The sequence below is a fragment of the Sphingobium sp. EM0848 genome, assembly GCF_013375555.1.
GTDB lineage: Bacteria > Pseudomonadota > Alphaproteobacteria > Sphingomonadales > Sphingomonadaceae > Sphingobium.
On sequence record NZ_JABXWB010000001.1, the window covers coordinates 2414265 to 2433504 of the forward strand.

At 63.9% G+C, this 19240-nt stretch carries 12 protein-coding genes, 1 tRNA gene and 2 pseudogenes; 11 read left to right on the forward strand and 4 right to left on the reverse strand.

The window, feature by feature from the left end; genetic code table 11:
* Window positions 1–34 precede the first annotated feature (34 nt).
* The 3 genes and pseudogenes from HUK73_RS11725 to HUK73_RS11735 all read left to right on the forward strand — a co-directional run.
* The gene (locus tag HUK73_RS11725; RefSeq protein ID WP_176592050.1) at window positions 35–580 is read left to right on the forward strand and encodes a hypothetical protein; all 546 of its coding nucleotides are present in this window, start codon (window positions 35–37) and stop codon (window positions 578–580) included.
* Window positions 581–671: 91 nt separating this feature from the next.
* Window positions 672–1271, forward strand: coding sequence for an OB-fold-containig protein (locus HUK73_RS11730; RefSeq protein ID WP_176592051.1), 600 nt, complete (start codon window positions 672–674; stop codon window positions 1269–1271).
* Between the two features lie 12 nt (window positions 1272–1283).
* Window positions 1284–1772, forward strand: a pseudogene (locus HUK73_RS11735) (SPFH domain-containing protein); the annotation flags it as partial.
* Between the two features lie 289 nt (window positions 1773–2061).
* Here the strand turns inward: HUK73_RS11735 and HUK73_RS11740 are convergent.
* Window positions 2062–3093 carry an IS110 family transposase gene (locus HUK73_RS11740; protein ID WP_176592052.1) on the reverse strand — a complete coding sequence of 344 codons (1032 nt, stop codon included), beginning with the start codon at window positions 3091–3093 and terminating at the stop codon, window positions 2062–2064.
* Between the two features lie 131 nt (window positions 3094–3224).
* Here HUK73_RS11740 and HUK73_RS11745 point away from each other — a divergent pair.
* The 3 genes and pseudogenes from HUK73_RS11745 to guaA all read left to right on the forward strand — a co-directional run.
* Window positions 3225–4442: pseudogene (locus tag HUK73_RS11745) on the forward strand (flotillin domain-containing protein); the annotation flags it as partial.
* Window positions 4443–4488: 46 nt separating this feature from the next.
* On the forward strand, window positions 4489–5742 hold the full coding sequence (locus HUK73_RS11750) for a TCR/Tet family MFS transporter (RefSeq protein ID WP_176592053.1): 1254 nt from the start codon (window positions 4489–4491) through the stop codon (window positions 5740–5742).
* Window positions 5743–5789: 47 nt separating this feature from the next.
* Window positions 5790–7349 carry a glutamine-hydrolyzing GMP synthase gene (gene guaA, locus HUK73_RS11755; protein WP_176592054.1) on the forward strand — a complete coding sequence of 520 codons (1560 nt, stop codon included), beginning with the start codon at window positions 5790–5792 and terminating at the stop codon, window positions 7347–7349.
* 254 nt (window positions 7350–7603) lie between these two features.
* Here the strand turns inward: guaA and HUK73_RS11760 are convergent.
* Window positions 7604–7693 (reverse strand) — tRNA-Ser (locus HUK73_RS11760).
* A 122-nt stretch (window positions 7694–7815) separates the two neighbouring features.
* On the opposite strand from HUK73_RS11760, the gene hspQ reads away from it, so the two are divergent.
* The 3 genes from hspQ (at window position 7816) to HUK73_RS11775 (ending at window position 10977) form a co-directional block, all read left to right on the forward strand.
* Window positions 7816–8187, forward strand: a complete 372-nt coding sequence (hspQ, locus tag HUK73_RS11765) for a heat shock protein HspQ (protein WP_176592055.1) — start codon at window positions 7816–7818, stop codon at window positions 8185–8187.
* Window positions 8144–8917 carry a GDSL-type esterase/lipase family protein gene (locus HUK73_RS11770; RefSeq protein ID WP_176592056.1) on the forward strand — a complete coding sequence of 258 codons (774 nt, stop codon included), beginning with the start codon at window positions 8144–8146 and terminating at the stop codon, window positions 8915–8917. Before hspQ ends, HUK73_RS11770 begins: the two co-directional genes overlap by 44 nt.
* A gap of 122 nt (window positions 8918–9039) precedes the next feature.
* Window positions 9040–10977 (forward strand): OPT family oligopeptide transporter, encoded by a 1938-nt coding sequence (locus HUK73_RS11775; RefSeq protein ID WP_176592938.1) that lies wholly within the window; start codon window positions 9040–9042, stop codon window positions 10975–10977.
* Between the two features lie 79 nt (window positions 10978–11056).
* Here the strand turns inward: HUK73_RS11775 and HUK73_RS11780 are convergent, their stop codons facing one another.
* Complete coding sequence (locus HUK73_RS11780; protein WP_176592057.1) at window positions 11057–13822, reverse strand: TonB-dependent receptor; 2766 nt, start codon at window positions 13820–13822, stop codon at window positions 11057–11059.
* A gap of 180 nt (window positions 13823–14002) precedes the next feature.
* Between HUK73_RS11780 and HUK73_RS11785 the strand changes: the two genes are divergently transcribed.
* The gene (locus HUK73_RS11785) at window positions 14003–15076 is read left to right on the forward strand and encodes a phytase (RefSeq protein ID WP_176592058.1); all 1074 of its coding nucleotides are present in this window, start codon (window positions 14003–14005) and stop codon (window positions 15074–15076) included.
* Between the two features lie 106 nt (window positions 15077–15182).
* On the forward strand, window positions 15183–16499 hold the full coding sequence (locus HUK73_RS11790; RefSeq protein ID WP_176592059.1) for an acetyl-CoA hydrolase/transferase family protein: 1317 nt from the start codon (window positions 15183–15185) through the stop codon (window positions 16497–16499).
* Between the two features lie 37 nt (window positions 16500–16536).
* On the opposite strand, the gene HUK73_RS11795 is transcribed toward HUK73_RS11790, so the two are convergent.
* Entirely contained in the window at window positions 16537–19185 is a 2649-nt protein-coding gene (locus HUK73_RS11795) for a M1 family metallopeptidase (RefSeq protein WP_176592060.1), read from the reverse strand.
* Window positions 19186–19240 lie beyond the last annotated feature (55 nt).

The following is a 19240-nucleotide window of genomic DNA, read 5'->3' on the forward strand; positions in this document are numbered from 1 at the left end:
AGCACTCCGGCAAACTGGTTGAGGGACGCGGGCCATGAACAAGACAAGATGGATGACGGGATCGCTGATGGCGCTGGCGCTGTTGACCGGCAGCGCGGCATCGGCCCAGATGCAGCCGCAGCGGAACTATCCGCAGGATCAGGGCGATCTGGCGGACGAAGCGCAACCGCCCGCCGACGAGCCGTCCCAGCCTGAAGATCAGGCCAATCGGGCCCACGCCGATGATGATTTTTCGGACGTGGTCGGCCCCGAACAGGGCCGTGCCGACACGAATCCCGGATATGGGCGCTATGGCCGACGGGATGCCCCGAACAACAGCGCGATAGCCCCGGAAAGCGAGACGGCGATCGATAATTGCGCCCTCGCCGCCCGCGACGAGGCTGAACGGGATGGCGGCTATGCCGAGGTACGGCAGGTGCAGCAGCCGCGCGAGACCCGCAATGGCTATGATGTCGAAGGCGATGTCGAGGTCCGCTCCGGCTGGCGCGCGCAGGACGGCGCCACACGGCACTTCACCTGCTCGGTGCAGAATGGCCGCGTCGCGGACGTCTACTTCCAGCAGGGCCGCGCCGCGCGCTAAGGCGGATCGGCTCACCGCTGAACGGCCACGCTTTGGCCTTTCCTGTTTTACGTCAATATATTAGCATTGACGCGAATCAGGGGAGTCAGGGGTGGCCGCGTTTCTGTTCGCGACCGAAAATATCGTCTTCGTCTCAGCCATTGTGCTGATGCTGCTTATAGGCGCGGTGCAGGCCATCGGCGTCGCGGGCGATTTCGACCTCGATCTGCATGCCGATACCGATCTGCTCGGCTGGCTGGGCTTTGGCCGCCTGCCGCTACTGATGCTGCTGACGATCTTTCTGGCGCTGTTCGGGATGATCGGGCTGATCGGCCAGCATCTGGCGCTGGATTTCACCGGCGCGCTGCTCTCGCCGCTGATGGCCGCGCCCGCCGCGGCCATCGCCAGCCTCCCCGCCACCGGGGTTGTGGCCCGCCTGCTCTCCCCCTTCCTTCCTCGCGACCAGAGCAGCGCCGTACCGCTCGACACGCTGGTCGGCAGCTTCGCCCGCATCGTCACCGGCATCGCCCGGACCGGCTCCCCCGCCCGCGCCCGCGTCGAGGACCATTATGGCCAGGCCCATTATGTGATGGTCGAGCCTGACAATGCCGACCAGACGCTGGAGGAAGGCGAAACCATCCTGCTGGTCCGCCGCGAGGATCATGTCTTTCGCGCCATTTCGCATGGCGACCATTATCTGCCCCGTCTTTAGCTGGAGAGTGCCATGAATCTGCCTGCCGTGCAGGAGAGCTTTTCGCTCATGCCCTATCTGATCATCTCCGGGACCGGGCTGCTTCTGCTGATCGTGCTCGGCGTGGTGGTGGCGCGGCTCTACAAACGGGCGTCGAAGGAAATCGGTTTCGTCCGCACGGGCTTTGGCGGGGAGAAGGTGGTGATGAACGGCGGCGCGCTGGTGCTGCCGATCTTCCACGAGACGATGCCGGTCAACATGAACACGGTGCGCCTGGCCGTGGAGCGCAAGAATAGCGATGCGCTGATCACATTGGATCGCTTGCGCATCGACGTGAAGGCGGAATTCTACGTCCGCGTGAAACCGGACGCGCAATCCATCGCCACCGCCGCGCAGACGTTGGGCATGCGGACCATGCATCCGGAGGCGCTCAAGGAACTGGTCGAGGGCAAGTTTGTCGACGCGCTGCGATCGGTCGCGGCGGGGATGACGATGAACCAGCTGCACGAGCAGCGCAGCGAGTCGTCTAATCGCCCCTCTGTCAAGCCAGCAAAATCATTCGTTCATAACTGTTGCCATGCGTATGCCGGGTACAGGGTCGTCTACGCGGTCGATGCAAGTTGATCGCCGCAGGATGGGTTCCGTAGGCAAGATCTTCCTATGTTCGTGACGCAATCTGCTTATGAGGACAGTTGCTTCCCGCTTCGCGGAATGATCTCGGCCGCGTCCCGGCAGGGACGGCTCGGCACGCCCTGAAAGGGCGTTATCAGTGAAACGATGAGTGTTCTGTTAATGGCGTTGGTTTATTGGGTCAGACTGATACGGTGGTCCCGGCGTTTGGATCGAACAGTTCGCCCGTCTTCAGCATCGCGTGCATGATCACCGCTAATTTGCGGGCAAGAGCTACAGCCGCTCGCTTGAAACCAAGCCGCTCTTTTAACGCCAGCGCCCAAGTGCGTAACGTGTTCGTCTCCGTTGATCTGTTCAATATGACCGCGGCCGCCTCGTACAACAGCGTCCGTAACTTAGGGTCGCCACGGCGCGAGATGTGGCCTTCATAATCAACTTCCCCCGATTGATATCGCTTTGGGGTGAGCCCGACCCACGCCCCGACAGCGCGGGAGTTCTTGAAGTTGATCGAATCCTCCACTGCTGCTGCAAAGGCGGTAGCGGTGACCGTGCCCACGCCAGGCACCGAGGTGAGCAGACGGCAGCGTGGATCCGTGCCAGCCATCGCAACCAGCTGCTTGGTCAACTCCGCCACCCGAAGCCGAATATCGCTCCAGGCCTTAAGCAGCGGTAGGATGATGCGCGACAGATTGTCTTCGCCTTCCAGAAGCGTAACGACGTTGCGCTCAAAAACGCTGCCGGTGCCTTTGGGTATGACAAGCCCGAATGTCTTCATCAGCCCGCGTATCTGGTTCGACATCTGTACCCGCATCTTCATCAGTTGGCGTCGGGCGCTGATCAGCGTCCTCATCAACATGCTGTCAAAGCCTTTGACGCGCACCTCCCGATAAAAGCCCACCTCAGCCAAATGAGCCAGACCGTCGGCGTCGTTTGCATCGGTCTTGTTGGCAGCCATATCGAGGGCGGCCTTTGCATGGCGCGCGTCTATACAGATCGCGGGCAAACCCTCCGCAGTAAGCGCATGGTAAAACCAAACCGACAACGGTCCGGTCTCAAATACCACGCGCTTTGCATTCGGCGCGCGTTTGCGGATCACTTCGGCAAGCAGTTTGGGATCGGAGGCACACTTGCCGCGCCAAACGCGCTTGCCATCCTGACGAACCGATAGCGAAGTGTCTTTTAGAGAAACGTCGAGTCCGATATACTGATCCACGGTTGTCCTCCGTCTGATGCTGGGCCCGGTCCAAAATCGTGAGCCCGTTCTTCATCTTATCGGGGGGCAACCAACCTTCCAGTAATCTCGTGCTCCTGGCCCGCGGCCGGTGCTCCCGCGATTACGTCATGTTCGTGCAAAAGGTGCAGCAGGTCTCCTCGGTCGATCTGGCGATGAACGGGCTGGAGTTGGAGAGCGTGTCGCTGACGGGCCTCGACCAGACCTCGATCGAGCATTTCAACGCCAACAACGCCTTCGACGCCGAGGGTCTGACCAAGCTGACCGAACAGATCGAACTGCGCAAGAAATCGCGCAACGATATCGAGCAGGAAACCCGCGTCCAGATCGAGACGAAGAATCTGGAGGCCGAGCGCCAGTCGCTGCTGATCTCCCGCGACACCGAATTTGCGCGGCTGGAGCAGGAGCGCGAGATCGAGATGCGCCGCGCCGCCCAGATCGCCGAAGTCGCCCGCGAACAGTCGCTGCGCCAGCAGGAGGCCGATCAGGCCCGGATCGAGGCGAAGAAGCTGGTCGACAGCCAGCAGATCGAGGCTGACCGCGCCGTGCAGCAGGCCCGCATCGCGCAGGAACAGGCGCTTGAACTCGCCCGGCAGGAACAGCAGATCGCGGTGCAGAACAAGAGCCGCGAGGAAAGCCAGGCCAAGGCGCAGGCGGACGAGGCCCGCTCCAAGGCGGTGGCGGCCGAGGAACAGGTCCAGACCTCCCGCCAGACCGAGATTGCCGAGCGTACCAAGCGGATCGAACTGATCGACGCCGCGCGCGAAGCCGAACGCGCCGCCATCCAGGTCCGGGTCGAGGCCGAGGCGGAAAAACAGGCCGCCGCCGACCGTGCCGAAGCGCTGCGTCTGGCCGCCGAGGGTGAGGCGGAGGCCGCCAAGCTGCGCGCCGAGGCCGACCGGGTCCGCTTCGAGGTGGAGGCCGCAGGGCAACGCGCGGTCAACGAGGCGGCCAACCTCCTGTCCTCCGACCAGATGTCGCTCCAGACCAAGATGGCGCTGCTCAAAGTGCTGCCCGATCTGGTGCGCGAGGCGGCGCGGCCGATGGAGGCGATCGATTCCATCAAGATCGTGCAGGTCGACGGCATCACCGGCTCGAACGGCGATGGCGCGACGGTCATCGCGAATGGGGAACAGAATCTCGCCAATGCCGCCGTCTCCGCCGCGTTGCGCTATCGCGCCCAGGCGCCGGTGATCGACGGGCTGATGAAGGAACTGGGTCTCGACGGATCGAGCCTCGACGCTCTGGTCAAGGGCGCGGTCGAAACGCCCGCAGCGTCCATGATCGTTGAGAAAATTGCGCCTGAATCAACCCTCAAGGCTGCGGAATAAGCGCTGGAGCTTGGCATCACGCGCCCGGCCCTCTAGGCCAACCGCCATGTCCGCCCGCCTGCCCCATCGCCGCGCCGCTGCGATCGCCTTCATCCTGGTGACGGCGCTGCTCGACGTCATGTCGATGGGCATCATCATTCCGGTGCTGCCGCAACTCATAGAGACGCTCGCCGGCTCGAACGCCTCGGCGGGGATGTGGAACGGGCTGTTCGTGGCGCTGTGGGCGGCGATGCAGTTCATCTGCTCGCCGATCATCGGCTCGCTTTCCGACAGTTTCGGGCGGCGGCCGGTGATTCTGATCTCCGTCGCGGGGCTGACCCTCGATTTCGTGCTGATGGCGCTGGCGCCCAATCTCTGGTGGCTGGCGGTGGGGCGGATGCTGGCGGGCGTGACCTCCTCCAGCTTTACGTCGACCTTCGCCTATATGGCCGACATCACGCCGCCTGAAAATCGTGCGCGGGGCTATGGGCTGATCGGGGCGGCCTTCAGCGGCGGCTTCGTCGCTGGACCGCTGCTGGGCGGCGTGCTGGGCGAGATTTCCTTGCGCGCGCCCTTCTGGACAGCGGCGGGCCTGTCCGGCCTCGCCTTCCTCTATGGCCTGTTCGTGCTGCCGGAATCGCTCGACGCGAACAAACGCATGACTTTCTCTTGGAAGCGGGCCAATCCCTTCGGCGCGCTGCAACTGCTCCGCTCGCATCCGGAACTGTCCAGCCTCGCCATCGTCAATTTCCTGCTCTATTTCGCGCACCACCTCTTCTCGGCCGTATTCGTGCTCTATGCAGGTGACCGCTATGGCTGGGGCCCGTGGCAGGTGGGGACGCTGCTGGCGCTGGTCGGCCTGATGGACATGGGCGTTCAGGGCGTGCTGGTGGGGCCAGTGGTCAAAAGGCTGGGCGACCGGACGACGATGGTCATTGGCCTCAGCTTCGGCGCCATCGGCATTCTCGCCATGGGCCTAGCCCCGACCGGCTGGCTGTTCGTCGCGGCCATGTTCCCCAATGCGCTCTGGGGACTTGCGATGCCGACCATCCAGTCGCTGATGACGCAACGCGTGTCGGAATCCGAGCAAGGGCAACTTCAGGGCGCCAATAACAGTGTCGGTTCCATCGCCGGAATCCTCTCGCCGCTCTTCTTCGGCGCGATTTATTCGGTGTCGGTGGGGGCAAAGCCGCTCCTTCCCTTCATCGGCAGCGCTTTCCTGATCGCGGCGGCCGTGCTGGCTGGCGGCGCGCTGCTGGGGTGGATGGCCGGGCGCGGCGATGATGCGGCTTTGCTGGACAAGGACCCCCAAGCGCTCTAACCGGGCGCGAATCCCTAACCCCCCTCAGGACAAGTAAAGGCGATTCGATGACGCTGCCCCTACAGGATTCCATTCTCATCGTGGACTTCGGCAGCCAGGTGACTCAGCTCATCGCCCGCCGTGTCCGCGAAGCCGGGGTCTATTCCGAGATCGCACCCTTCAACAGCGCCGCCGAAGCCTTCGACCGGCTGAAGCCCAAGGGCATCATCCTCTCGGGCGGCCCTTCCTCGGTGATGTGGGAAGATTCCCCCCGCACCCCGCAGCATTTCTTCGACGCCGGCATTCCGATCCTCGGCATCTGCTACGGCCAGCAGACGATGATGCAGCAGCTGGGCGGCAATGTCGAAGGCGGCGAGAGCGGCGAATTCGGCCGCGCCTTCATCGAGGTCAAGAAGACCTGCGCCCTGTTCGACGGCCTCTGGGCCGAGGACGAGCGCCATCAGGTCTGGATGAGCCATGGCGACAAGGTGACGCAGCTCGCCCCCGGCTTCGAGGTCGTCGCGATCAGCGAGGGCGCGCCCTATGCCATCACCGCGAATGAGGAAAAGCGCTTCTACGCGACCCAGTTCCATCCCGAAGTCGTCCACACCCCCGACGGCGCCAGGCTGCTCGCCAATTTCGTGCGCCATGTCTGCGGCCTCAAGGGCGACTGGACCATGGCCGAGTTCCGCGCGACCAAGATTGCGGACATCCAGGCGCAGGTCGGCGAAGGCCGGGTGATCTGCGGCCTGTCGGGCGGCGTCGACAGCGCCGTGGCGGCCGTGTTGATCCACGAAGCGATCGGCGATCAGCTGACCTGCGTGTTCGTCGACCACGGCCTGATGCGGCTGGGCGAGGCGGAGCAGGTCGTCAGCCTCTTCCGCGAACATTATGGCATCAAGCTGGTCCATGTGAACGCCGAGGAACGCTTCCTGGGCGGCCTCGCGGGCCTCACGGACCCGGAAAAGAAGCGCAAGTTCATCGGCGGCGAGTTCATCGCCGTGTTCGAGGAAGAGGCGAAGAAGATCGGCGGCGCGGACTTCCTTGCGCAAGGCACGCTCTATCCCGACGTGATTGAATCGGTGAGCTTCACCGGCGGCCCGTCAGTGACGATCAAGAGCCACCACAATGTCGGCGGTCTGCCCGAACGCATGAACATGAAGCTGGTCGAACCGCTGCGCGAACTGTTCAAGGACGAAGTGCGCGTGCTGGGCCGCGAACTCGGCCTGCCGGAGATTTTCGTCGGCCGCCACCCCTTTCCCGGTCCCGGTCTGGCGATCCGCATCCCCGGCGAAGTTGCCAAGGACCGCTGCGACATTCTCCGCAAGGCCGATGCCATCTATTTGGAGGAAATCCGCAACGCCGGGCTGTACGATGCGATCTGGCAGGCCTTCGCCGTGCTCCTCCCGGTCCGCACCGTGGGCGTGATGGGGGACCACCGCACCTATGACAGCGTCTGCGCGCTACGCGCCGTGACGTCGACCGACGGCATGACGGCGGACATCTATCCCTTCGACGCCGCCTTCCTCAGCCGCGTGGCGACACGGATCATCAATGAGGTGAAGGGCATCAACCGCGTGGTTTACGACTATACGTCGAAGCCGCCGGGCACGATCGAGTGGGAATGATTTGGCGTCCGGCACCGACTGGCAGCTAACAGCACAAAATGAGAGCCAAGCCCGCAGAGATGCGGGCTTTTTCTTGGTCTGGTATAGACTGCACGGAGCCCTTTTGCGGCTGTCAATCAGGTCGTCAGCCGCCCATCGGGGCCGCATTTTCTGTTCCACAGGATGATCTTGAGCGCTCGGAGCGTCGCTTGACCGAGGGACATCGTCTCCCCCCGCGATTTATGTTCTTGGATTACAATGCTTCCGGGAAAAACTGGCGGAGAGGGAGGGATTCGAACCCTCGGTACCCTCACGGGCACGCCGCATTTCGAGTGCGGTGCATTCGACCACTCTGCCACCTCTCCGCAGAAGGTCCGGCGCATGCCGTCCCGGTCGAGCGGCGGCCATTAGCGAATGATTTCGACCTTGCCAAGCGCCCGCGAGCATTTTTCTTGTGTCAGGCCATAAGCATCCTAAATTGCGTCATATGAACGACACGATTCAGATTTTCGGCCCCGATGTTTCCGCCCCGCAAATCGTCCACGCCCGCTTCAGCATCGGGGACGTGGTACAGCATCGGCGCTTCGGCTTTCGGGGCGTGGTGTTCGATATCGATCCCGTCTTCGCCAACACCGAGGAATGGTATCAGGCCATTCCCGAGGATGTCCGGCCTGACAAGCACCAGCCCTTCTACCACCTGCTCGCGGAAAATGGCGAAACCAGCTATGTCGCCTATGTCAGCCAGCAAAATCTGATCGCGGACGACAGCGATGAGCCTGTCGACCACCCGGCCATCGCCGGCATGTTCGGCACCTATGCCCATGGCAAATACCAGCTGCGCCCGCTCCACCGGCACTAGGGGGTCGGGCGGGGGGCTGCTCGCGGCCGCTCTCCTGCTGCTCGCGCCGGCTTGGCCGCTGCGCGCCGCCGATCCGCAAGTCCCATCGCTCAAGGTCAACGCCGACCCCAGCTTCCCCTTCTCCCGCGAGATCGAGGCCTTCGCAAAGGCCAATGAGGCGGGACCGCCCGTCACCGACGCCACGCTGTTCCTTGGCAGCTCCAGCATCCGCCTGTGGGACATATCGGGCAGCTTCCCGGACATCGGCACGGTCAATCGCGGCTTCGGCGGCGCCACCACGTCCGATGTGCTGCACTATTACAAGCACCTGCTGCCCAAGGCGAAGCCGCGCTCCATCCTCGTCTATGTCGGCGAAAACGATCTGGCCGCCGGCGCCACCCCGGCGGAGGTCGCCCATAATGTCCTGACCCTGCTCCGGCAGCTTCGTACCGATTATCCCAAGGCCCATATCGCCTATCTTTCGCTCAAGCCCAGTCCGATCCGCTGGACGCTCTGGCCGAAAATGGCGGCGGTCAACATGACTGTGGCGGCACGCGGGCGGGTGTCCGGCTTCGATTATCTGGATGTGGGCCGCGTGCTGCTGGCGCCTGACGGTCTGCCCGACGCCTCACTGTTCCGGGCAGACGGGCTGCACATGAATCCACGCGGCTACACGCTCTGGACCAGGCTGGTCGACGCCTATCTGGACGGGGCCGTGGCCGCTGACCGCAAGCCGACCTCCCCCTCCTGAATCACTTTCCGATTGATCCACGCCCAAGCAACATTATTACCAGACGTTTATAAAACAGGCGCAGGCAAGGGAACCAACCAGTGAGTAGTGAAGCGATAGGCGATTCGGCCAAAACGGCCCCCATGGCGGAGCTGACGCTTCGCGGCGTCATATTGGGCGCGCTCATCACCCTGCTGTTCACAGCGGCGAACGTCTATCTGGGCCTGAAGATCGGCCTGACCTTCGCCACGTCGATCCCGGCCGCCGTCATTTCCATGGCGGTGCTGCGCCTGTTCGCGACCGGCACGATCCTGGAAAACAACATCGTCCAGACCATTGCCTCCGCGGCAGGCACGCTGTCGGCGATCATCTTCGTGCTGCCCGGCCTTGTCATCATCGGCTGGTGGCAGGGTTTCCCCTATTGGCTGAGCGCCTTCACCATCGCCCTGGGCGGTATATTGGGCGTCATGTATTCGGTGCCGCTGCGCCGTGCGCTGGTGACCGGCTCCGACCTCCCCTATCCCGAGGGTGTCGCCGCTGCCGAGGTGCTGAAAGTCGGCGCCGGTTCGCGCGAGGGACTGGAAGAGAATAAGCGCGGCCTCGCCGCCATCGTCGCCAGTTCGGTCGCCGCCGCCGCTTTCTCGATCCTCGCAAAGACCCGCCTGATCGCGGAGGAAGCCGCCACCTTCTTCAAATTCGGCGCGGGCGCCACCAGCGTTTCCACCAGCTTCTCCATGGCCCTGATCGGCGTCGGCCATCTGGTCGGCCTGTCGGTGGGCGTCGCCATGTTCTTCGGCCTGCTGATCAGCTGGATCGGCCTCGTCCCCACCCTCACCGCCCCACTGCCCTCCGGCGCCGACTTGGCGGAGATCGTCGGCACCACCTTCCGCATGAAGGCGCGCTTCATCGGCGCGGGCACCATCGGCGTTGCGGCGATATGGACCCTACTCAAGATCCTTGGCCCCATCGTCAGCGGAATCCGATCCGCCATGGCCGCCGCCAGGGTGCGCAAGGCGGGCAATGCCAGCCTGCTCGACCTCACCGAACGCGACCTGCCCATCGGCATCGTCGGCGGCACCATCCTCGCTTCGCTGGTCCCCATCGCAGTGCTGCTGTGGATGTTCGCGCAGGGCGGTCCCATCGCGCTTAATCCGGTGCCGATCATCGCCCTGACGCTGGCCTATATTCTGGTCGCGGGCATCGTGATCGCGTCGGTCTGCGGCTATATGGCGGGCCTGATCGGCGCGTCGAACAGCCCGATCTCCGGCGTCGGCATCCTTGCGGTGCTGGGCGCGTCGCTGATCCTCGCGGCGATCTACGGATCGGGCGGCGATCCGAAACAGAGCGAGGCGCTCATCGCCTATGCCCTGTTCGTGACCGCCATCATCTTTGGCGTCGCGACCATTTCCAACGACAATCTTCAGGACCTGAAGACCGGCCAGCTCATCGGCGCGACCCCGTGGAAGCAGCAGATCGCCCTTGTCCTCGGCGTGATCTTCGGCGCGCTGGTGATCCCGCCGGTGCTGGACCTGCTCAACAGCGCCTTCGGCTTCGCGGGCGCGCCGGGCGCCAAGGCCAGCGCCCTCCCGGCCCCGCAGGCCGCGCTCATCTCCGCGCTGGCCAAGGGCGTGCTGGGCGGCGATCTCGACTGGAACCTCATCGGCTTCGGCGCGGGCATCGGCGTGATCGTCGTCGCCATTGACGAACTGCTGGGCAAGGCGGGCAAGCTGCGCCTGCCGCCGCTCGCCGTCGGCATGGGCATCTACCTGCCCATGGCGCTGACGCTGCTGATCCCGGTCGGCGCGGTGATCGGCCATCTCTACAACCGCTGGGCGCTGCGCCAGTCCAACCCCGAATTTGCGGAGCGCATGGGCGTGCTGATGGCGACCGGCTTCATTGTCGGCGAAAGCCTGTTCGGCGTCGCCTTCGCCGGCATCGTCGCGGCGACCGACAGCGATGCGCCGCTGGCGCTGGTGGCGGAGAATGCGTGGGCGGTTCCGCTGTCGGTGGTTGCCTTCTTCGGCGTTATCGCGGCGCTCTACGGGCGCCTGCGCCGCTGGGCCAGTGCGCCCTTGGGGTAAGGCGGAAACGGCCGCAGCCGCCCGACAAAAAAGGGGGCCGCCCCAAGGCAGCCCCCCTTATCAATCCCCTTCTGCCGGATCAGAAAGTGACCCGGATGCCCCCCGTATAGCGCCGGCCAAAGCGTTCCCACTCGATCGTCTGTCCAGTGGTGCTCTTGCTCGGAATGCCCGTAGCGGTCAGCAGGCTGCCCGGATCGGAGAAGCGGCGACCCGGATGGTTGAGCAGGTTCGACGCGTCGAAATAGATCTCGAAATTCTTCGTGACCGCATAGCGCGCCGAGAAATCCAGCTCATCATCCGAGTCCCAATAGGTGTCGCCCGCGTCGGCCAGCGTATCGGCGATCGTGTCCAGCCACTTGCTGCGATTCTGATATTGCAGGCGCAGCGACAGGCCATATTTCTCGTAATATCCGCCGATATTATAGACGAAGTCGGACGTACCGGGCAGCCGAACCTTGCGCGCCGGGATGCCGTCGACGCCGGGCTTTTCGACCCGGCTATTGTTCAGCGTCACATTGGCCGAGATGCCAAAGCCGCCAAGGAATGAGGGCAGACCCAGGCTTTCGGTCCATGGCTCAAGCTGGAACTGCGCCGCGGCCTCCATACCATAGATGCGGCCCGACCCGCCATTGGCGATGCCGGTGAAGATATAGGTCGACCGGTCGAAACCATCGCCGTCGGGCGCATGCGAATTGAAGACACGGCTTTGCCGGTACAGCACATCCTCGACATGCTTGTAAAAGGCGCCGACCATCAGATAGCCCTGCGGCTTCACATACCATTCGAAATAGGCGTCCACGCCATAGGCGCGCTCAGGCTTCACCGCCGGATTGCCACCGGAAATCGATCCCTCGCCAAGATCGCTGATGACGACATTGGGCCGCATCTGGTCGTAATCGGCACGTGCGGCACCGCTGTTGAACGACAGGCGCAGCTTCTTCCTATCGTCGATATTATAATTGATATGCAGGCTGGGGAAGGCGAGGGTCTGGCTCGCTTCGGCGGTTACGCCCGTGGCGAAGCCGTGATTCCTGATATGCTCGACGCGGACGCCGCCGACCGCCGAACCCCAGTCATAGTTCACCGTCCCCATCAGGAAGCCGGCGAACACCTCTTCACGCACCCTGTAGTTGTTGCCGGTGTTCGGCGTGAAGGCATAGGCCGCCCGCGCCGCAGCCGACGCCGCGCGCATCTTGTCGGTATCGAAATAGCGGAAGGTGTAGCCCATGGGAATCTTGCCCAGGAACGCCTGATCGGTGGAGAACTGATTATAATCGGTCGGCATGATCGTCGCGGCCTGCGCGGCGTTGAGCGTGATCTGTTGTTCGTCGGCCGTCTTGGTGCGGCGGTCATATTGGAAACCCGCCTTCAGCGTCGCATGCTCCAGTTCGCGGGCCAGCACGACGCGGCCGGTATAAGCCTTGGTCGTGTCCACCGCGTCGAGCACGGTGAAGCCGGACAGCGGCTTGGTGAAATCGTCGATCGCCGTCACCTGCGCCCCGGCGGTGTAGCGCGTCGGGCTGGCCAGTTGCAGCGTGCGATAGAGCGTCAGGCGCGAAAGATTGGGATCGCTGAAATCATAGGCGACGGTCGGGCGCAGGGTGCGCGTGCTGGGGCTGTCCCAGGTCGCCTCGCCCACCACCGAGCGGTCATCCTTCGATTCGGTGTAATTGCCGACCCAGCTCAGCTTCCAGCCGTCGGCAAACTCATGGTCGCCCGCCAGCGTGTTGGTGAAGATCGACTGACGGAAAGCCCGCAGCGTCGAGCGTTGACGGATGTCGATGCCATAAACCGCGCCCTGCTGCGGCGTGTTGCCGATGCAGACATCGGCATAGCCGCTGGTCGTGGGCGTGGTGTTCACCGTGGTCGGGCAGGCTGCCGTGTTGGCGACGAGATCGCCCTGCCGGTCATCCAGATCGAAGCGGTAATTGTCGCGCGCTTCGTCGTCGGTGAAGATGGTGTAGACCGAGCGTAGCGAAATGCTGTTGTCCGCATCCGGCTTCCAGTCGACGCGGCCCGACACTGACCAGTTCTTGCGCGTCAGGCGATAGAGCTTGTTTTCCGCCTCATGCGCCCAGAAGCGGCTCTGATAGCCGGGGCGACGGTCCTGACTGACCTGCTCATAGTCGTTCTCGAAATTGTCGGTGACCATGTTGCGTTCATAATAGCTGCCCGACAGCAGCACGCCGATTTCACCGATGCCGGTCTGGAATCGGTCGGAAACGACCAGCGCGCCTTCATATTCCCGCTTGTCGCCAAGCTCGGCAAAGCCAAGGCCGCCCTTGCCCGCCAGATGGAACCCATCATAGTCGAAGGCCGAACGGGTGATGACGTTGACATTGCCCGCAACCGTCTCGCCCGGCATGTCGGGCGTCACCGCCTTCGACACGATGATCTTGCCCGCAATGGCGGATGGAATGGAATCGAAACGAGCGTCGCGGCCTTCCGGGCTCACCACATTGATGCCGTCGAAGGACAGGGTGGTCCAGGTCTTGGGCGCACCGCGCAGGTTGATATAGCGGGCCTGCCCCTGGTCGCGCTCGACGCTGATGCCCGGCAGGCGGCTGGCGGCCTGGGCAATATTCTGGTCAGGCAGGCGGCCCACGGAATCCGACGCCGCGACCGTGACGAGCGAATCCCAATTCTTCTGGATTTCCAGCGCTGCGGCTTCGGACTCAGCGATCGGGCGCGTGCCGGTAACGACAATCTGGCCCATATCCTCTTCAACGGCAGGCGCCTGCGCCATGGCGTCCGACGACGCCAGCGCCCAGCCTGCGATACCGCACACCAGGCTCAGGCGAACGAATGTGGCGCCGGCGCGCCGCCGGGCGAATTTATGCTGCATGATATCCCCCTGTTGAACCAGCCATTTCGGAATGGCTTGGCGGGGGCTCTAGGGCGGGCGGAATACAACAGCATGAAATTGGAGTGACAGATCAGTGACATGCTGACCGGTATTTTCGCCTGAGATGTCATATCGCCGTCATGGAGCATGTCCAAGACGCGCCGCAAAACGGGGGAATTCATGACCAGTTACCCATTTGCCGGCCTTGGCGCCGCCTTTCTCCTCAGCGCGTGCGCAACCGCCGTCACCGAACCACCCGTGGCGCAGCGCATCGCCAACGCCACCCCCGCCGTGACCGTCACGGCGGGGGGCGAAACCGCGCCTGTCGGCACCCCCAATGCCGACGCGGCGGACGATCCGGCGATCTGGCGCAACGCCGCCGATCCGGCGCAAAGCCTGATCGTCGGCACCGACAAGAAGGCCGGGCTGTATGTCTATGGCCTCGACGGCAAGACCCGTGACTTTCTGGACGCGGGCCGGGTCAACAATGTCGACCTGCGCGACGGCGTGACGATCAATGGCGAGAAGGGCATCCTCGTCGTCGCCAGCGACCGCAACGATCTCGCCCATGCGAAGCTCGCCCTGTTCCGCCTCGACCCGGCCACCGCGAAACTCTCGGCGCTCGGCAAGGTCGATGGCGGCGCGGGCGAGGCCTATGGCGTCTGCCTCTATCACGCTCCGGAAGCGACCTACGCCTTCATCGTGCTCAAGGACGGTACGGTGAATCAGGTCGCGCTCGACGCCGCGAGCGCGACGCCCACGGGCCGGATCGTGCGCAGCATGAAGCTCGGCACCCAGTCGGAAGGCTGCGCGGTCGATGACCGCACCGGCATCCTCTATGTGGCGGAGGAGGATATCGGTCTCTGGCGCTTCGACGCCCGCGCAACCGGCTCGACCGTGCCGACGAAGATCGCCGCCGCCGACGGCAGGAACCTCGTCATGGATGCCGAAGGCGTCGCCATCGCCCCTATCGGAGAAAAGGACGGCTATGTCCTCGTCTCCAGCCAGGGCGACAATGCCTATGTCGCCTATCGGATGAGCGACGACAGCTATGTCGGCCGCTTCCGCGTCGTCGACGGCGCCATTGGCGGCGCGGAGGAAACCGACGGCATCGAATTGATGCTCGGCGATTTCGGCCCCGATTATCCCGGCGGTCTTTTCATCGCGCAGGACGGCCATAACGCGACGGCGGCGCAGAACTTCAAGCTGGTGGCCTGGGACGCGATCGCCAAGGCGCTGGGAATCGCCCACTAAAAGGGAGAAGTGGTGAGGGGGAGGGCCCGCAAGCCCCCTCCTTCCTTCAGCCCATTGCACTCTTTGCCGAACGGCGCGACACTCCTTCAAAATCGGGGAGATCGCCATGTCGATGACCGAAAGCTATCGCGCCAAGACCATGACCGCCGCCCAGGCGGCCGCGCTGATCCCCGACGCAGCAAGGATGGTCGTCGGCCTTGGCGTCAGCTACCCGCCGGCACTGATGGATGCACTGGCCGACCGGGTCCGCGCAGGCGATCTGCGCGGCGGCACGCTCTATTGCATGCTGGCCTGCCCGGCCGCGAGCGAGTCCATCCTTTCGCCTGACCTCCACGACCGCATCCACCATGTCAGCCTGTTCCACGGCGGCGTCGAACGCGCCACCGACGCCCAGCGAGTGGGAACGACGCAGCCCTTTGTCGAAACGCTCCCCGTCCAGTTCCACCAGATTCCCCGCATCCTGACCGAGAATCTGCACGTCGACACGCTGTTCGCCACCGTCTCGCCCATGGATGCCGATGGCTGCTTCAGCCTCGGCACCAACACGGACTATGCCCTCACCGTCGCACGCAGCGGCGCCCGGCTGGTCGTGGAGGTCAATTCCGCCATGCCCTATGTCCATGGCGACTGCAAAATCCCGCTCTCCGCCGTCACTGCCATTGTGGAAAATAACACCCCGCTGGTGCAGGTCCCGGCCCTGCCCCGCACCCCCAATGACGAAGCCATCGGCGCCATCATCGCGGAGATGGTGGAGGACGGCGCCTGCCTGCAAATGGGCATCGGCGCGGTGCCCGATGCGGTCTGCGCCGCGCTGACGGACCACCGGAATCTCGGCATCCACACCGAACTGCTCTCGCCCGGCCTTGTCAGCCTCATCAAGGCGGGCGTGGTCGACAACAGCCGCAAGCGCATCCATGCGGGCCGCTCCGTCTTTACCTTCGCCATGGGCGACCAGAGCCTTTACGACTTCCTGCACGACAACCGCACGCTTGAGGCGCACCCCGTAGAGCATGTGAACGCCCCGCATATCATCGCGCAGAACGATCGGGTGATTTCGGTCAACGCCACGATTCAAGTGGACCTCGGCGGTGCCTGCAATTCGGAATATCTTTGTAATCGACAGTTTAGCGGCACCGGCGGCCAGCTGGATTTCGTGCGCGGCGCCTATGCGTCAAAGGGTGGCCGCTCGATCATCGCCTGCCACTCGACCGCCGCCAGGGGGACGGTTTCGCGGATCGTGCCCTGGCTCGACGGCCCGGTCACGACACCGCGCACCGACACGCATATCATCGTCACCGAATATGGCTGGGTCGACATGAAGGGCAAAACGCTCTCCGAACGCGCCCGCGCTCTGATCGCCATCGCCCATCCCGATTTCCGCGAAGAGCTGGAACGGGCCGCCTTCGAACGAAGACTGCTTTAGGAAAAAGGGCGGTGGATCACTCCACCGCCCCCTGATCTTATTTCTTCGCGAACCACGCCGTCAGCGCCGGCTTCAACCGCGCCCGCGTCTCGATCCGCGTCTTGATCGCGGCGATGGAGCGATCCACCACCTTGCGCGATTCCGGCGTCAGATATTGCGTCGCATAGCTGTCCAGCTTCGTCGCCATTGCCGGATCGGCCGAATTGCCGCCCAGCCGCGCAATCGCCTGCGAACGCGCCGACACGTCGATCATCGCTTCATATTGCTGCCGGTGGGCCAGCACATAATCGACCGCCAGCATCGAATGTTCCGATCCGACAGCGGAAATGATCGCCGCGCTGGTGGTCTTGCCCGGCTCATCGGTCATGGCGAGGTCGAGCGCCTTCTTGGCCAGCGCCTCGTCCTTCGCCACGCCCAGCAGTGCGAAAGTGGTGCTCTTTTCCAGGTCCGACTTCGCCCCATTGGCCATGGCGCGCAGCTTGTCCCAGGTCGCCGCATCGGCGTTCTGGGCAATGATCCTCAGCCACACATTGCGCAGCGGCCCGTCCAGCGCCGCCGGATTGCTCGCCAGCGCGGCAAAGCGCTTGTTCGCCTCGGCCACCACAGCCTTGTCGCCCATGCCGCCCAGCGTCGATACCAGTGCCGAACGCAGCACCGGCACCTGCGGATTTTCACCCGGCTTCGCGTCATAGCCGACACCCGCCAGAACCGGGCTCAGCTTCTTCGACGCATAGGCGGCAACCTTGGCCTGCGCCGCCTTGTCGCTCTCCAGCATCGTGTGGGCGCTGTCGAGATAATCCGGCACTTCCGCCAGTACGGCCGGGCTGGCCGAAGCGGGCACCGCATCCACCAGATCCAGCGCCAGCCCCATCGGCTGATAGCCGCCCAGCCCAAGCTGGAAATTGTCCGCCAGCAATCCGATCTGGTCCATGGACGACAGCCTGGTGAAATCCTTCGCCAGCGCCTTCACATTCGCTTCGGGGTAGAGCGAGCGATAATAGCCCGTCTGCCCCGCATTGATGACATAGGCGCCACAGCCTGGCAGCGTCACCTGCGCGGCCCCGTTCAGGATCAGCCGCTGCTGCGCACCGCCGATGGTCTGCGCCATCACCGGCACGTTCCAGCGCAGCGGCGCCTTGTCCTTGCGATCCCGGCTGAACTCACCCTGCGACAGCGACAACAGGGTCGAACCGCCCTGACATTGCGCGCTCTCCACCTTCACCAGCGGAATGCCCGGCTGGCTGGTGAAATCATGCGCGATGCCGACCACGCCCTTGGCGCCCGCACCCTCGACCGCCTTCCACAGATCGTCGGTCACGGTGTTCCCATAGGCATGCTGCTTCATATAGGCGCGGATGCCCGAGCGCCACGCATCCTCCCCGGCAAAACCCTCCAGCATGGTGATGACCGCCTCACCCTTTTCATAGGTGATGTCGTCGAACGCCTGATTCACCTGATCGACGGTGGTGATCTTCTGGAGAATGGGGTGCGTCGTCACCAGCGAATCGAGGCTCATCGCCCGCTCGCGGCCATTGACGCGGCTCAGCAGCATTTCCCATTCGGGGTTCAGCTTGTCGGTGACCTTGGTGGCCATCCAGCTGGCGAAACCCTCGTTCAGCCAGAGATCGTCCCACCAGGCCATGGTGACGAGATCGCCGAACCACTGGTGCGCCATTTCATGCGCGACGATGGAATAGATGGTCCGCCGCGTGCTTTCCGATGTGAAGCGCGGATCGACCAGCAGCGCCCGCTCGAACGTGAAGATCGCGCCCCAATTCTCCATGGCGGAGAAGAACTGGCTCTGCCCCGGCCCAGCGACATTGTCGAGCTTGGGCAGCGGGAAAGGCACGCCGAAATAGTCGTTATAATAGGGCAGGATCGCCGCCGAAGCATCCAGCGCCAGTTGCGCCTTGCCGGTATTGCCCCTGCCCGTGATGACGCCGACTTCGGTAGTCCCGGCCATCTTGGTCGCACGGTCCAGCTCGCCCAGACCGAAGAACAGCAGATAGGAGGACATTTTGGGCGAGGTGCCGAATGTCACCAGCTTCTTGCCCCCGGCCGCGTCAGTGCTGCTCTTGACCGGCATATTGCTGACGGCGAGTTGATCGGCCGGGATCATAGCGCTGAGGTCGAAGGTCGCCTTGTAGCTCGGCTCATCGAAGCTCGGCACGAAACGGCGCGCGTCCGGCGCCTCGAACTGGGTGAAGAGGGCGCGCTTCGCTTTGCCCGCATTGTCGGTATAGTCGAGCGCGAACAGGCCGTTCGCCTGCGTATTGATGACGCCCGCATAGTCGATGTCGAGCGTATAGCCGCCCGGCTGGACCGGCTTCCCGAAATCGAAGGTCACGGTCTGCGCATCGGCGTCGATCTTCGCCGTTCCCTTCACCGCCTTGCCCTTCACCGGGGTGAGCGTGACGCTGCTGACGGTCAGATCGGCCGCGTTCAGCACCAGCACCGGCATCGCCTGCGACACGGTGAGGTCGATCGTCGTCTTGCCGCTGAATTTCAGATTTGCCGCATCGGGCGTAACCTGAATCGCATAATGGCTGGGCGCGGCGCCACGCGGCAACTGGGTGGTGACACCCGCGGCTGGCCCGGCGGGCGCCGCCATCTGCGCCAGCGCCGGCGCAGCCATGGCAAGCGGTGCAGCCGCCAGCATCAGCGGAAGAATTTTCGAAAAGGACATGAGGTTCACAACTCCGACACGTTGGAACGGCGCGGCGGAAACAGGCCGCGCCATG

Excerpts from the sequence above, each read along its gene's own strand:
- HUK73_RS11770 (WP_176592056.1), top strand. The coding sequence starts at position 8,144 with ATGCCCATGGCAAATACCAGCTGCGCCCGCTCCACCGGCACTAGGGGG.
- HUK73_RS11775 (WP_176592938.1), top strand. The coding sequence starts at position 9,040 with ATGGCGGAGCTGACGCTTCGCGGCGTCATATTGGGCGCGCTCATCACC.
- HUK73_RS11795 (WP_176592060.1), bottom strand. The coding sequence starts at position 19,185 with ATGTCCTTTTCGAAAATTCTTCCGCTGATGCTGGCGGCTGCACCGCTT.
- HUK73_RS11725 (WP_176592050.1), top strand. The coding sequence starts at position 35 with ATGAACAAGACAAGATGGATGACGGGATCGCTGATGGCGCTGGCGCTG.
- HUK73_RS11750 (WP_176592053.1), top strand. The coding sequence starts at position 4,489 with ATGTCCGCCCGCCTGCCCCATCGCCGCGCCGCTGCGATCGCCTTCATC.
- HUK73_RS11790 (WP_176592059.1), top strand. The coding sequence starts at position 15,183 with ATGTCGATGACCGAAAGCTATCGCGCCAAGACCATGACCGCCGCCCAG.
- guaA (WP_176592054.1), top strand. The coding sequence starts at position 5,790 with ATGACGCTGCCCCTACAGGATTCCATTCTCATCGTGGACTTCGGCAGC.
- hspQ (WP_176592055.1), top strand. The coding sequence starts at position 7,816 with ATGAACGACACGATTCAGATTTTCGGCCCCGATGTTTCCGCCCCGCAA.
- HUK73_RS11780 (WP_176592057.1), bottom strand. The coding sequence starts at position 13,822 with ATGCAGCATAAATTCGCCCGGCGGCGCGCCGGCGCCACATTCGTTCGC.
- HUK73_RS11785 (WP_176592058.1), top strand. The coding sequence starts at position 14,003 with ATGACCAGTTACCCATTTGCCGGCCTTGGCGCCGCCTTTCTCCTCAGC.